Genomic DNA, 12,096 nt, shown 5'->3' with positions numbered 1-12,096 from the left:
GCCGCGCGTGGCGGGATTTTTGTCGTGATTTGAATGTATGTAATGCCGCTGTATTTCCCATGAGATAAGGGCTGAGCGGGAAATGAATTTTTTTGATATTTTTACGCTGCGGATGGGAAATTTCGCCTGAATCGCAATGATTCAGGCGAATATGACCACAGAATTACAGCGTAGATCACACAGAAATATTTGTCAGAAATTCAGGAAATATATATTGCAGTACCTGCCCGCCTGTTCCACTTAAAAATCCCAGTCTTCATCTTCGGTCTCAACCGCTTTGCCCATGACATAGGACGATCCTGAGCCTGAGAAAAAGTCGTGGTTTTCATCACCATTCGGCGAGAGCGCGGCGAGGATCGCCGGGTTTACCTGGGCCATCTCCGGCGGGAACAGCGCCTCGTAGCCAAGGTTCATCAGCGCCTTGTTGGCGTTGTAGCAAAGGAACGCTTTAACATCCTCTTCCCAGCCCGTTCCGGCATACAGCTCTTCTGTGTAGCTGAGCTCGTTATCGTACAGATCCATCAGCAGATCCAGCGCAAAGTTTTTTAACGACTCGCGCTCCGCTTCGCTGATTTTCTCCAGCCCTTTCTGGTACTTATAGCCAATGTAATATCCATGCACCGCTTCATCGCGGATGATGAGCCGAATCAGATCGGCGGTATTGGTCAGCTTGCCGCGACTGGACCAGTACATCGGCAGCCAGAAGCCGGAATAGAAGAGAAACGACTCCAGAAATACGCTGGCAATTTTCTTTTTTAATGGCTCATCGGCGCGATAATGTTCCAGCACCCGCTGGGCTTTGCGCTGCAACGAGACGCTCTCTTCGCTCCAGAGATAAGCCGCATCCACGTCTCGGGTCTGACAGAGAGTCGAGAAAATTGAGCTGTAGGATCGGGCATGCACCGCCTCCATAAAGCTGATATTCGACATCACCGCCTCTTCGTGGGGCGTCAGCGCATCGGCAATAAGTGCCGGCGCCCCCACCGTATTCTGTACCGTGTCGAGCAGCGTCAGCCCGGTAAAAACGCGGATGGTGAGCTGCTGTTCGGTGTGGCTTAAGGTCTCCCACGCCGGAACGTCGTTCGACAGGGGCACCTTTTCCGGCAGCCAGAAGTTGCTGGTCAGGCGATTCCACACCTCCAGATCTTTATCATCTTCAATCTTGTTCCAGTTAACGGCGTGAACCCGGGACAGTTTCATGCTCTCTCCTTACAGCGCGCAGGACACGCAGCCTTCTGTTTCGGTACCTTCCAGCGCAAGCTGGCGCAGGCGGATGTAGTACAGGGTCTTGATCCCTTTTTTCCACGCGTAGATCTGCGCTTTGTTGATGTCGCGGGTGGTGGCGGTATCCGGGAAAAACAGCGTCAGCGACAGCCCCTGGTCGACATGTTTTGTCGCCTCGGCGTAGGTATCAATAATTTTTTCCGGACCAATGTCATAGGCGTCCTGATACAGGGCCAGATTTTCATTGGTCATAAAGGGGGCGGGGTAGTAGACGCGCCCGGTTTTTCCCTCTTTGCGGATCTCAATTTTCGACACAATCGGGTGAATGCTCGAGGTGGCATGGTTGATGTACGAGATCGAACCGGTGGGCGGCACCGCCTGCAGGTTCTGATTGTAGATGCCGTAGTGCATCACGTCGTCACGCAGCTGCTGCCACATCGCGCGCGTCGGCAGAGTAACCCCGGCGCGGGCAAACAGCGTGCGCACTTTTTCGGTTTTCGGCTGCCAGTCACCGCTAAGGTACTGGTTAAAGTACTCTCCGCTGGCGTAGCGCGACTGCTCAAAGCCCGCAAAACGCTGCCCCTTTTCCCGCGCCAGCATCATCGAGGTATGCAGGGCATGCCAGGTAATGGTGTAAAAATAGAGGTTGGTGAAGTCCAGCCCCTCCGGGCTGCCGTAGGCAATCCCTTCCCGCGCCAGGTAGCCGTGCAGATTCATCTGCCCCAGACCAATGGCGTGGGATGCGGCATTACCGGCCTCGACCGACGGCACGCTACGGATATGGCTCATGTCCGATACCGCCGACAGGCCGCGCACTGCGGTTTCGACGGTGCGGCCAAAGTCAGGAGAGTCCATGGTATGGGCAATATTCAGCGAGCCCAGATTGCAGGAGATATCGTGCCCGGTGCGGGCATAGTCCAGATTCTCGTCATAGGTTGATGGGCTGTTAACCTGCAAAATCTCCGAGCACAGGTTGCTCATGTTGATGCGCCCGGCAATCGGGTTGGCGCGGTTGACCGTGTCCTCAAACATAATGTACGGATAGCCGGACTCAAACTGGATCTCGGCCAGTCGCTGGAAGAAGTCGCGGGCGTTGAGGTATTTCTTACGAATACGCGTATCTGCCACCATCTCATCGTACAGCTCGCTCACCGCCACATCGCCAAACGGCTTGCCGTAGATGCGCTCGACATCGTAAGGAGAAAACAGCGCCATCGCGGCATTCTCCTTTGCCAGCTGGAAGGTGATATCCGGGATCACCACCCCCAGGGAGAGAGTTTTAATGCGAATTTTTTCGTCGGCGTTTTCACGTTTGGTATCGAGGAAGCGAAGAATGTCCGGGTGGTGAGCATTCAGATAGACCGCCCCCGCCCCCTGGCGCGCGCCCAGCTGGTTGGCATACGAGAACGCATCTTCCAGCATTTTCATCACCGGGATCACCCCGGAGGACTGGTTTTCGATGCGCTTGATGGGCGCTCCCGCTTCCCGCAGGTTCGAGAGCAAAAAGGCCACCCCACCGCCGCGTTTTGAGAGCTGCAACGCGGCGTTCACCGCCCGGCCAATCGACTCCATGTTGTCTTCAATGCGCAGCAGAAAACAGGAGACCAGCTCCCCGCGCTGCGCCTTGCCGCAGTTGAGGAAGGTAGGCGTGGCGGGCTGAAAACGCCCGGCGAGCATCTCATCCGTCAGCTGGCGGGCCAGAATTTCATCCCCCTGCGCCAGGGTCAGGGCGACCATCACCACCCGATCCTCAAAGCTTTCCAGGTAGCGCTTGCCGTCAAAGGTTTTCAGCGTATAGCTGGTGTAAAACTTCCATGCGCCGAGGAAGGTCTGGAAGCGAAAGCCGCTGGCATGGGCGTGGGCAAACAGCGCCAGCACAAAGCTGGGATCGAAGCGCGCCAGCACGCGGGGATCGTAATATCCCTCGCTCTGCAGGTAGTCAAGACGCGCCTGCTGGCTGGCAAAGGACACGCTGTTTGGGCGCACGTGGGCGTTAAAAAAGGCGTCCACCGCCTCATGATCTTTGCTGAACTGGATCTTCCCGTCACCATCGTACAGGTTGAGCATGGCGTTCAGGGCATGGTAATCCTGCGAGCCCTGCATTACGCGTTCTGCGGTTGTCGTTGCCAAAATTCGTTCACTCCTTTACGCACGTTGTCGACGTCCTGCTGGGTCCCCATCAGCTCAAAGCGATAGAGGTAAGGCACGCCGCACTTTTGTGAGATGACATCCCCGGCGCGGCAGAACGCATCGCCGAAATTACGGTTACCGGCGGCAATCACTCCGCGGATAAGCTGCCGGTTATGCGGATCGTTAAGAAATCTGATCGCCTGGCGGGGTACAGCCCCGGCCGTTCCGCCGCCGCCGTAGCTGGGCACCACCAGAATAAAAGGCTCGTCCACCTGGATCCGCTCCCGCTCGTTCAGCGGGATCCGCACGGCGGGAAGCCCGAGGCGCACGATAAAGCGGTGCGTATTTTCCGAGCTGCTGGAGAAGTAGACGAGCAGGCTCATGCGCGGGCGGCCTGCGCAGGCTGCGGCAGCCGGTTGATCAGGTCCGGTCGGAACCCCGACCAGCTGCTCTCCCCGGCAACTACCACCGGCAGCTGGCGGAACCCCTGGGCTTTGAGGGTCTCTGCTGCGTCCGGAACCAGATCCACGTTCACCAGTTCGAAGCTCACGCCGCGGCTCTCCATAGCGCGTTTGGTGGCATGACACTGCACACAGTCGTTACGAGTGTAAATAATAATGCGCATGATTCGTATTTCCATCTAGAATAGGGCTCCGGCGCGATTTAACGCGCCACCGGATATCTGTCTTGCTAAAGGGAATACTAGATGTAGTGACCAAAAGTTTCAACCATACAAGATATGGGAAAATCAGATAGGTTTTCTGCCGGTGATGAGCTCAACGGGGGAGGGGCGGCTATCGCTTATGAAAAAAGAAAACCCCAACACCGCAGGGCATTGGGGTCGAAGGAAACAGATCGGAGACGGGCGTTACTTACGCAGGGCGAGCAGCGCACCAATGAAAATCCCGACGGCGGCAACGGTACCGACCGCACACATCGGTCTTTCACGGATAAAGGTGTTAGCACAGCTTATGGCATCGCAGGCAGCCTGCTTGCTGGTCGAGCGACCATGAAGACGCGCACGGGTTTCACGCAGCAGCGACTGCGCTTTACGTCTGGCGTCGTCCGCTTCGCCCTTCGCATCCGATCCCCACGATTTCAAAACATTTTCCAGCGTATCCGCTAATTTCCTGACATCGTTATGGATATCCTGTGCATCATCATCAACATCGTTTCGGTTTGATCGGCTAAACATACAATTCTCCCTTGAATTTGCGGTAATAAACAGTTTAGACCACCTTTTTAATATCTGAAGCCGGTCACGGCTTATCAGGTCGTTTATGGATTTTTCTGAAAGCGCTGCTAATGATGAATACGGTAAGGTTGCCCGGCAGGAAATGATAACGAGGAAAGAATATGTATTTACGACCCGATGAGGTTGCGCGCGAACTTGAAAAAGCGGGATTTACCGTGGATGTGGTAACACAGAAAGCATACGGTTATCGTCGTGGCGATAATTATGTTTATGTGAACCGGGAAGCCCGCATGGGGCGCACTGCGCTGATCATTCATCCGACGTTGAAAGAGAGAAGTCTTTCCTTCGCGGAGCCTGCTTCAGAGATGAAAACCAGCGATCATTATCACCAGTTCCCGCTCTACTTAGGGGGTGATAATCAGGAACATTATGGTATTCCGCATGGGTTTAGTTCCCGCATGGCGCTGGAACGCTTTCTGAAAGGCCTGTTTGGCGACTCGCAATAACGACGCGACTGGCTTTCGCCAGTCGCCGTGTCTTACGCTTTGGCCTGATGATACTGGCTCACTTTAAACAGACGTCGGCAGTAATCGAGGAAATAGCCATACGCCGCGCCCATCAGCATTGAGACGACAATATTCGAACTCACTGCGGCGGCGATCTGGTGCCAGTCTGCCCCTACCGTTAATAAAATCGCGACATAGACAGGTGACTGGAAGGTGACATATGCCACTACGTCGGCCAGATTTTTCATCCAGCCTGTAGATGAGTGGCGGCGAGCCAGACGCATCACCGCATCACGGTAGAAACCGTACGGCCATGCAATAAGAATGTTCACCGGGATGGCCACCAGTCGGGAAGAAAGTGACTGCTCAAAGGACATTCCAGAGAGGAATATTTCAATCAGCATGTTCACCACCGAACAGTAGACCACCATTGCAAATGTGTCCGCTACAGCGTGGCGCAGGCGAGACTGCCGTGAGAACATGTTCTGACTCCTGAGATATTACGATGACGAGGCTAAAGCGAGTTTGGATAGTGCTTTAGTTTGCTTTATTTTTCGTGTATAGCGTATCTCTCTGCATTGAAACTCTCAATTAGCGATAAATTTTTATTTATCGGCTTTTTGTCCGTAAAATTCTCTAACCGAACCGGTTTTGCCAGAACCGCGTTATTTTGTCTGTGCTTTTCTTTTTTATCATTTAAAAACAATCGCTTAGGTTTTTGTCTTTCCGTTTCTGGCATGAGCTGTGTTGAGATGCCGAAAAGAGGCCCTTACGATTGCGGATTGTGTTGTTAAATGAGTGTGAAGCAGCGTAAAGTTCTGGTTTTGGGGTTTTTTGTTTTATGCGATATATATGAATGGGTATTCGTTTTTTGGCCGGAGCGTATCCAGACCAGGAGCAGGAGAGAGCAGACAAAACTAAATAAAGATTAAACAACTTTTCGTAATAAATCATACAAACTCAGAATAGACGCTATTAATATATTCTTTAATCGTTCTTATTTGACCTGAATTATATTTTCGTGCGGTATCGTCTGGATGTTCATAAACAAATGAATTACCATGAGCCGGTATTGATTATTTAAGCGACTTTGAAAAGGTTTTCATATTATATGACTTCAATGTTACACAATCTTAATAATATTCGTTCGCTGCGTGCCATGGCGCGTGAATTCTCTTTGGATGTGCTGGAAGATATGCTCGAAAAGCTGCGCATCGTCACTGAAGAAAAACGTAACGAGCAGGCAGAAGTTGAACAGCAGCGTGCCGAGCAGCAGCAGAAAATTAGCGCCCTGCTGGAGATGATGAAAGCCGACGGTATTTCAGCCGAAGATCTGCTGGGCTCAGACCTGCTGAGCAACAACGCGCAGCCGAAAAAGCGCAAAGCGCGTGCCGCAAAATATCGTTTTACCGATCTTGATGGTACAGAAAAAACCTGGACCGGTCAGGGTCGTACACCAAAGCCTATCGCCCTTGCGCTGGCCGAGGGAAAATCACTGGATGATTTCCTGATTTAATCGGTACGAACCGGGCGGAATAACGCCGCCCGGCAGCCTCTGCCCTCAGCAGACGCCAAAATCGCCATCTTCTTTATACAGCGCCACATCCGCTGCTTTCAGGGTGTATTTATCTCCCTGTTCGTTACTTGCCTGCACCGCCACAATCTGATCTTCATGCACTTCGATGACTTTAAGTTTCGGCCCGCCCATGCGCGGTTGTACGAGATCGCCAACAGAAAACATAGTTACCTCCTTATGATGGATGAGCTCCGAGCTTAGCCCAGGCGCAGGCCGCGGTACAGCGCCGCAGGTGGATTACCCCTTAATCGCCAGCCTAAGCCTGTGTAAAGAGGGTAAAAGAGGGTAAAACTTCGCGCCAGCGCTGGCAGCTGTGCGTAGACTCACTACGCTTAAAGGGAAAACCTCTTTTTTTACAAAGACCTGACTGCTTGTATGGAGAATCTATGGGTTTCTGGCGTATCGTAATTACCATCCTGCTCCCTCCGCTTGGCGTGCTGCTGGGCAAAGGGTTTGGCTGGGCCTTTATCCTTAACGTCATCCTGACGCTGCTGGGCTACATTCCTGGCCTGATCCACGCGTTCTGGGTGCAGAGCCGCGGCTAGTCGCGCCACAGCAGATCGCTGTAGATCCCGGTCAGCACCCCCTGGGGAGCAAACTGCTGTTTGATCCAGCGGGTGACCAGACCGGTAGCCGCATGCTGCGTGGCGAGCAGCATGCGCGAATCCTGACGCGGGTTATTGATGCGCCGCGTCACCAGCAGCCCCGCCTCTACCGCCTCCCTCGCCATATGCTCCGGTAAAAAACCGATCCCTTCGCCCAGAATCTGGCACTGGCACTTGGTGTTGAAATCCGGGACCAGGATCGCCTCCTGGCCGTGCAGCAGCCAGCCCACTTTTTTATTAATGGTATGCGCCGTGTCTTCGACCATGATGTTGGGATACAGACGCAGCTGGCTCTCGGCCAGCGGCTCCGGAGCCAGCGCCAGCGGATGGTCCGGGGCGATGGCAAACACCCAGCGAATGGCGCCGATCTCGGTGTAATCGATACCGCCGCCGTCCAGCAGCGTGTCCGGTGCGCCAATGGCGATATTCGCCTGGTTATTGATGATCGAATCCCAGACGCCGTTGTACACCTCGGTGGTCACCGCGATCTGACAGGTCGGGAACTGTTTTTTCAGCACCTGCAGCAGCCGGGCGGTGTGGCGCGGGGTATAGAGCAGCTGGTTGATGCAGATCCGCACCCGGGTCTCAATCCCCTGGGAGATGGTGTCTATCCCGCGTTTGATGGCATAGAAATCGTTCAGCAGGTCTACCGCCTTGCGGTAGAAGTAGAAACCCGATTCGGTGAGTTCAATGCTGCGGGTGTTGCGCACAAACAGCACCACGTCGAGGCCGGTCTCCATGCGCTTGATGGTGTAGCTGATGGCCGAGGTAGTCACCCCCAGCTCTGCGGCGGCTTTGCTGAAGCTGCCAAAGCGGGCTGCGGTAGTGAATGCCAGCAGGTTCTCTTCGGTAAAGATGGAATTCATATCATGGCTCCAGGTACCCATCAGTTTTGAACATATTTTAACAACGCGGTTACAACTCATTTGAAGCCGATCACAGTTCTGTCAATTAACTGCGAGCCGCGCCGGATAAGGGCTGAGTAAACATAAGCAGAATGCAGCCTGAGGAGTTAAAACGCGGTAAAACATAAGAAAAAGATTGCACGGACGCACATTTTGACCGGACTGTTAAATTTATCTCAACAATGAATTGCCTGTCGATGAATCATTTTTAAGCGGATTCTTTTCTGACCAGGCCGTTGCTATGCTCAGTCCATCAGAAAGGAAAATCAGGAGTGTGGATATGTCCAGCAATGAACTCGTTACCGAATTTCTGTTAGCCGCCGAACAGGGAAATGCCGACGCATTAAAAGCCTGTCTGGAAAAAGGGGTGGATATTAACGCCGCCAACCGGCAGAAAAGAACCGCCATTATTATTGCCAGCCTGAATAAACATTATCCTTGTGTGGAACTGCTGATTGCCGCCGGGGCGAATATCGACCAGCAGGATCAGACCTGTTTTAACCCGTTCCTGATAAGCTGCCTGACCAACGATCTTACCCTGCTGCGCCTGGTTCTGCCGGCCAACCCGGATCTCGACAGGCTGACCCGCTTTGGCGGGGTGGGGATCACCCCGGCCAGCGAGAAAGGGCATCTGGAAGTGGTGCAGGAGCTACTGGCCCATACCGACATCAACGTTAATCACACCAATTTTGTTGGCTGGACCCCGCTGCTCGAAGCCATTGTGTTAAACGACGGCGGCCCTCGCCAGCAGGCAATCGTTAAGCTGCTGCTCGACCACGGCGCCAACCCGCACATGACCGACAAGTACGGCAAATCCCCCCTCGAACTGGCGCGGGAAAAAGGCTTCAGCGAGATTGCCGACCTGCTGATCGCCGCCGGCGCGTAATACCCCGGCCAGCCGTTTCGCGCTGGCCTGAAATATAAATAGCGCTTTCCATCATGCCTTCACGCGTGATGTGGCCCCCTTTTGCCCGCATTCAGGAGGACCTAATGCCCACCAAAATCGTTATAAAAAAGAACACGTATTTTGATTCTGTTTCGCTGATGTCGGTTTCCACCAAAGCCAATAAATTGCCGGGCGTCGAGCAGGCTTTCGTGGCAATGGCGACGGAAATGAACAAAGGCGTCTTAAAAAACCTCGGCCTGCTGACACCGGAATTAGCCGACGCTAAAAACGGCGATCTGATGATCGTTATTAAAGGTGAGGCCGCTAACGACGAAACCCTGGCCGCCATCGAGGCGCTGTTCACCCGCAAGGAGAGTGCGGGCAGTCACGAAGCGCGCTACGCCACGCTCGCCAGCGCGAAAACCCATCGCCCGGACGCAAACCTGGCGGTGATCTCAGTCAACGGCACCTTTGCCGCCCGCGAGGCGCGCCAGGCGCTGGAGAACGATCTCAACGTGATGTTGTTCTCGGATAACGTCTCCCTCGATGACGAACTGGCGCTGAAAACGCTGGCCCATGAGAAAGGGCTGCTGATGATGGGGCCGGACTGCGGCACCGCCATCATTAACGGCGCCGGGCTGTGCTTCGCCAACGCGGTACGCCGCGGTCCGATTGGGATTGTGGGTGCCTCCGGCACCGGCAGCCAGGAGCTGAGCGCGCGCATTCACGAGTTCGGCGGCGGTATCTCCCAGCTGATCGGCACCGGTGGTCGCGATCTCAGTGAGAAGATCGGCGGGCTGATGATGCTGGACGCCATCGCGATGCTGGAGGCGGACGACGCCACTCAGGTGATTGTGCTCATCTCCAAGCCCCCTGCGCCTGCGGTGGCAGAGAAAGTGCTGGCCCGCGCCCGCGCCTGTCGCAAACCGGTAATCGCTTGCTTCCTCGGTCGCAACGACCCCCCCGCCGATGAAGAGGGACTCCAGTTTGCCCGCGGCACCAAAGAGGCGGCGCTGAAAGCGGTGCTGCTTACCGGGATCAAAAAAGAGTCGCTGGATCTGCATCCGCTTAACTGGCCGCTGATCGAAGAGGTGCGCGCTCAGTTAACCCCGCAGCAGAAGTACATTCGCGGCCTGTTCTGCGGCGGCACCCTGTGCGACGAAGCGATGTTCGCCGCGCTGGAGAAATACGACGACGTCTGGAGCAACATCCAGCCGGATCCGACGAAACGCCTGCGCGACATCAACGTCAGCCAGGCCCACACCTTCCTCGACTTTGGCGATGACGACTTCACCAACGGCAAACCGCACCCGATGATCGACCCGACCAACCGCATCAGCCGCCTGCTGCAGGAGGCGCGCGATCCGGAGGTAGGCGTGATCGTCATGGATTTCGTACTCGGCTTTGGATCCCACGAGGATCCGGTGGGCGTCATGATCGAGGCGATCAAAGAGGCGCAGGCGATCGCGAAAGCCGATAACCGGCCGCTGGCGATCCTCGGCTACGTGCTCGGCACCGACCAGGATACCCCGTCCCTGAGCCAGCAGTGCGGGCTTCTGACCGACGCAGGCGTGATCTGGGCCAGCAGCAGTACCAACACCGGATTACTGGCACGTGAATTTGTCTTCAAAGGAGAGAAAGCCTGATGACCACCTTATTTAACCAGCCGCTGAATGTGATTAACGTCGGCATCGCGATGTTCAGCGAGGATCTGAAGAAGCAGCACGTGCCGGTCACCCACCTCGACTGGACCCCGCCGGGGCAGGGCAATATGCAGGTTGTTGAGGCCCTCGATCGGCTGGCAGAAAAACCGCTGGCGGAAAAAATGGCCGCCGCCAATAAGATTGCCCTTGAGCGCATTATTCAGTCCCATCCGGTGCTGGTGGGCTTCGATCAGGCGATCAACGTGGTGCCGGGCATGACCCGCACTACCATCCTGCACGCCGGTCCGCCGGTGGCATGGGAGAACATGTGCGGGGCGATGAAAGGGGCGGTAACCGGGGCGCTGGTGTTTGAAGGATTAGCGAAGGATCTGGACGACGCGGCACGGGTGGCGGCCTCTGGCGACATTACCTTCTCGCCGTGCCACGAGCACGACTGCGTGGGCTCGATGGCAGGCGTCACCTCGGCGTCGATGTTTATGCACATCGTCGAAAACAAAACTTACGGCAACCGGGCGTTTACCAACCTCAGCGAACAGATGGCGAAGATCCTGCGCATGGGCGCCAACGACCAGAGCGTCATTGACCGCCTGAACTGGATGCGCGACGTGCTCGGCCCGATGTTGCGCGACGCCATGAACATCATCGGTGAAATCGACCTGCGCCTGATGCTGGCCCAGGCGCTACACATGGGTGACGAGTGCCACAACCGCAACAACGCGGGCACCACGCTGTTGATTCAGGCCCTGACGCCTGGGCTTATCCAGGCGGGCTACCCGGTGGAGCAGCAGCGAGAAGTGTTTGAGTTTGTCGCCAGCAGCGACTACTTCTCCGGCCCGACGTGGATGGCGATGTGCAAAGCCGCGCTGGATGCCGCCCACGGCATCGAGTACAGCACCGTGGTCACCACCATGGCCCGTAACGGCTACGAGTTTGGCCTGCGGGTCTCCGGCCTGCCGGGGCAGTGGTTTACCGGCCCGGCCCAGCAGGTGATTGGCCCGATGTTCGCGGGCTACAAACCGGAAGATTCCGGGCTGGATATCGGCGACAGTGCCATCACCGAAACCTACGGCATTGGCGGTTTCGCCATGGCGACGGCCCCGGCGATTGTCGCCCTGGTGGGCGGCACGGTGGAGGAAGCCATCGACTTCTCGCGCCAGATGCGGGAGATCACCCTCGGCGAGAACCCGAACGTCACCATTCCGCTGCTCTCGTTTATGGGCATTCCCACCGCCATCGACATCACGAAAGTCGCGGGCAGCGGCATTCTGCCGGTGATCAACACCGCCATTGCCCATAAAGACGCGGGCATCGGCATGATTGGGGCGGGCATCGTTCACCCGCCGTTTAGCTGTTTTGAAAAGGCGCTGTTGACCTTCCGCGATCGCTACTTCTTATAAGGTAAGCA

Annotated in this window: 14 protein-coding genes; 6 read left to right on the top strand and 8 right to left on the bottom strand. The window is 55.6% G+C overall.

The features are described 5' to 3' along the window. Positions 1 to 240: 240 nt before the first annotated feature. The 5 genes from nrdF to MXM41_RS14580 form a co-directional block, all read right to left on the bottom strand. Positions 241 to 1,200: a class 1b ribonucleoside-diphosphate reductase subunit beta gene (gene nrdF / locus MXM41_RS14600; protein ID WP_325932706.1), complete on the bottom strand. Its 960-nt coding sequence runs from the start codon at positions 1,198 to 1,200 to the stop codon at positions 241 to 243. Positions 1,201 to 1,209: 9 nt separating this feature from the next. Further along, positions 1,210 to 3,354, bottom strand: a complete 2,145-nt coding sequence (gene nrdE / locus MXM41_RS14595) for a class 1b ribonucleoside-diphosphate reductase subunit alpha (protein ID WP_325932705.1) — start codon at positions 3,352 to 3,354, stop codon at positions 1,210 to 1,212. Next, a complete protein-coding gene (nrdI, locus tag MXM41_RS14590) occupies positions 3,327 to 3,737 on the bottom strand; it encodes a class Ib ribonucleoside-diphosphate reductase assembly flavoprotein NrdI (RefSeq protein ID WP_325932704.1) in 411 nt (136 codons plus the stop codon). The genes nrdE and nrdI overlap by 28 nt, the downstream gene beginning before the upstream one ends. Then, positions 3,734 to 3,994 (bottom strand): glutaredoxin-like protein NrdH, encoded by a 261-nt coding sequence (nrdH, locus tag MXM41_RS14585; protein ID WP_325932703.1) that lies wholly within the window; start codon positions 3,992 to 3,994, stop codon positions 3,734 to 3,736. The genes nrdI and nrdH overlap by 4 nt, the downstream gene beginning before the upstream one ends. A gap of 228 nt (positions 3,995 to 4,222) precedes the next feature. Next, positions 4,223 to 4,549, bottom strand: coding sequence for a DUF883 family protein (locus MXM41_RS14580; RefSeq protein ID WP_325932702.1), 327 nt, complete (start codon positions 4,547 to 4,549; stop codon positions 4,223 to 4,225). A 161-nt stretch (positions 4,550 to 4,710) separates the two neighbouring features. Here MXM41_RS14580 and MXM41_RS14575 point away from each other — a divergent pair, with 161 nt between their 5' ends. Further along, complete coding sequence (locus MXM41_RS14575) at positions 4,711 to 5,055, top strand: DUF2002 family protein (protein ID WP_325932701.1); 345 nt, start codon at positions 4,711 to 4,713, stop codon at positions 5,053 to 5,055. 32 nt (positions 5,056 to 5,087) lie between these two features. Here MXM41_RS14575 and alaE read toward each other — a convergent pair whose 3' ends face one another. Continuing rightward, on the bottom strand, positions 5,088 to 5,537 hold the full coding sequence (gene alaE / locus MXM41_RS14570; RefSeq protein ID WP_325932700.1) for an L-alanine exporter AlaE: 450 nt from the start codon (positions 5,535 to 5,537) through the stop codon (positions 5,088 to 5,090). Between the two features lie 629 nt (positions 5,538 to 6,166). Between alaE and stpA the strand changes: the two genes are divergently transcribed. Further along, a complete protein-coding gene (gene stpA / locus MXM41_RS14565; protein ID WP_325932699.1) occupies positions 6,167 to 6,571 on the top strand; it encodes a DNA-binding protein StpA in 405 nt (134 codons plus the stop codon). A 45-nt stretch (positions 6,572 to 6,616) separates the two neighbouring features. On the opposite strand, the gene MXM41_RS14560 is transcribed toward stpA, so the two are convergent. Continuing rightward, positions 6,617 to 6,796: a hypothetical protein gene (locus MXM41_RS14560; protein WP_325932698.1), complete on the bottom strand. Its 180-nt coding sequence runs from the start codon at positions 6,794 to 6,796 to the stop codon at positions 6,617 to 6,619. Between the two features lie 221 nt (positions 6,797 to 7,017). Here MXM41_RS14560 and MXM41_RS14555 point away from each other — a divergent pair, with 221 nt between their 5' ends. Beyond that, positions 7,018 to 7,176: a YqaE/Pmp3 family membrane protein gene (locus tag MXM41_RS14555; RefSeq protein ID WP_039030008.1), complete on the top strand. Its 159-nt coding sequence runs from the start codon at positions 7,018 to 7,020 to the stop codon at positions 7,174 to 7,176. Here MXM41_RS14555 and MXM41_RS14550 read toward each other — a convergent pair. After that, on the bottom strand, positions 7,173 to 8,102 hold the full coding sequence (locus tag MXM41_RS14550) for a LysR substrate-binding domain-containing protein (RefSeq protein ID WP_325932697.1): 930 nt from the start codon (positions 8,100 to 8,102) through the stop codon (positions 7,173 to 7,175). The two genes, MXM41_RS14555 and MXM41_RS14550, sit on opposite strands and share 4 nt — an antisense overlap. 319 nt (positions 8,103 to 8,421) lie before the next feature. Between MXM41_RS14550 and MXM41_RS14545 the strand changes: the two genes are divergently transcribed. From MXM41_RS14545 to MXM41_RS14535, 3 genes are all read left to right on the top strand, one after another. Continuing rightward, positions 8,422 to 9,027, top strand: coding sequence for an ankyrin repeat domain-containing protein (locus MXM41_RS14545; RefSeq protein WP_325932696.1), 606 nt, complete (start codon positions 8,422 to 8,424; stop codon positions 9,025 to 9,027). 104 nt (positions 9,028 to 9,131) lie between these two features. Then, entirely contained in the window at positions 9,132 to 10,673 is a 1,542-nt protein-coding gene (fdrA, locus tag MXM41_RS14540; protein WP_325932695.1) for an acyl-CoA synthetase FdrA, read from the top strand. Beyond that, a complete protein-coding gene (locus MXM41_RS14535) occupies positions 10,673 to 12,088 on the top strand; it encodes a DUF1116 domain-containing protein (protein WP_325932694.1) in 1,416 nt (471 codons plus the stop codon). Before fdrA ends, MXM41_RS14535 begins: the two co-directional genes overlap by 1 nt. The last annotated feature ends 8 nt before the right edge of the window (positions 12,089 to 12,096 follow it).

The sequence above is a fragment of the Leclercia adecarboxylata genome, from assembly GCF_035787115.1.
In the GTDB taxonomy this organism is placed as follows: Bacteria; Pseudomonadota; Gammaproteobacteria; order Enterobacterales; family Enterobacteriaceae; genus Enterobacter; species Enterobacter adecarboxylatus_E.
The sequence above is the reverse complement of the archived record's forward strand: the minus strand, read 5'-3'. Positions and strand labels throughout refer to the sequence as shown.

Excerpts from the sequence above, each read along its gene's own strand:
- MXM41_RS14575 (WP_325932701.1), top strand. The coding sequence starts at position 4,711 with ATGTATTTACGACCCGATGAGGTTGCGCGCGAACTTGAAAAAGCGGGA.
- MXM41_RS14545 (WP_325932696.1), top strand. The coding sequence starts at position 8,422 with ATGTCCAGCAATGAACTCGTTACCGAATTTCTGTTAGCCGCCGAACAG.
- stpA (WP_325932699.1), top strand. The coding sequence starts at position 6,167 with ATGACTTCAATGTTACACAATCTTAATAATATTCGTTCGCTGCGTGCC.
- MXM41_RS14555 (WP_039030008.1), top strand. The coding sequence starts at position 7,018 with ATGGGTTTCTGGCGTATCGTAATTACCATCCTGCTCCCTCCGCTTGGC.
- MXM41_RS14560 (WP_325932698.1), bottom strand. The coding sequence starts at position 6,796 with ATGTTTTCTGTTGGCGATCTCGTACAACCGCGCATGGGCGGGCCGAAA.
- nrdI (WP_325932704.1), bottom strand. The coding sequence starts at position 3,737 with ATGAGCCTGCTCGTCTACTTCTCCAGCAGCTCGGAAAATACGCACCGC.
- MXM41_RS14580 (WP_325932702.1), bottom strand. The coding sequence starts at position 4,549 with ATGTTTAGCCGATCAAACCGAAACGATGTTGATGATGATGCACAGGAT.
- alaE (WP_325932700.1), bottom strand. The coding sequence starts at position 5,537 with ATGTTCTCACGGCAGTCTCGCCTGCGCCACGCTGTAGCGGACACATTT.
- fdrA (WP_325932695.1), top strand. The coding sequence starts at position 9,132 with ATGCCCACCAAAATCGTTATAAAAAAGAACACGTATTTTGATTCTGTT.
- nrdH (WP_325932703.1), bottom strand. The coding sequence starts at position 3,994 with ATGGAAATACGAATCATGCGCATTATTATTTACACTCGTAACGACTGT.
- MXM41_RS14550 (WP_325932697.1), bottom strand. The coding sequence starts at position 8,102 with ATGAATTCCATCTTTACCGAAGAGAACCTGCTGGCATTCACTACCGCA.
- nrdF (WP_325932706.1), bottom strand. The coding sequence starts at position 1,200 with ATGAAACTGTCCCGGGTTCACGCCGTTAACTGGAACAAGATTGAAGAT.
- MXM41_RS14535 (WP_325932694.1), top strand. The coding sequence starts at position 10,673 with ATGACCACCTTATTTAACCAGCCGCTGAATGTGATTAACGTCGGCATC.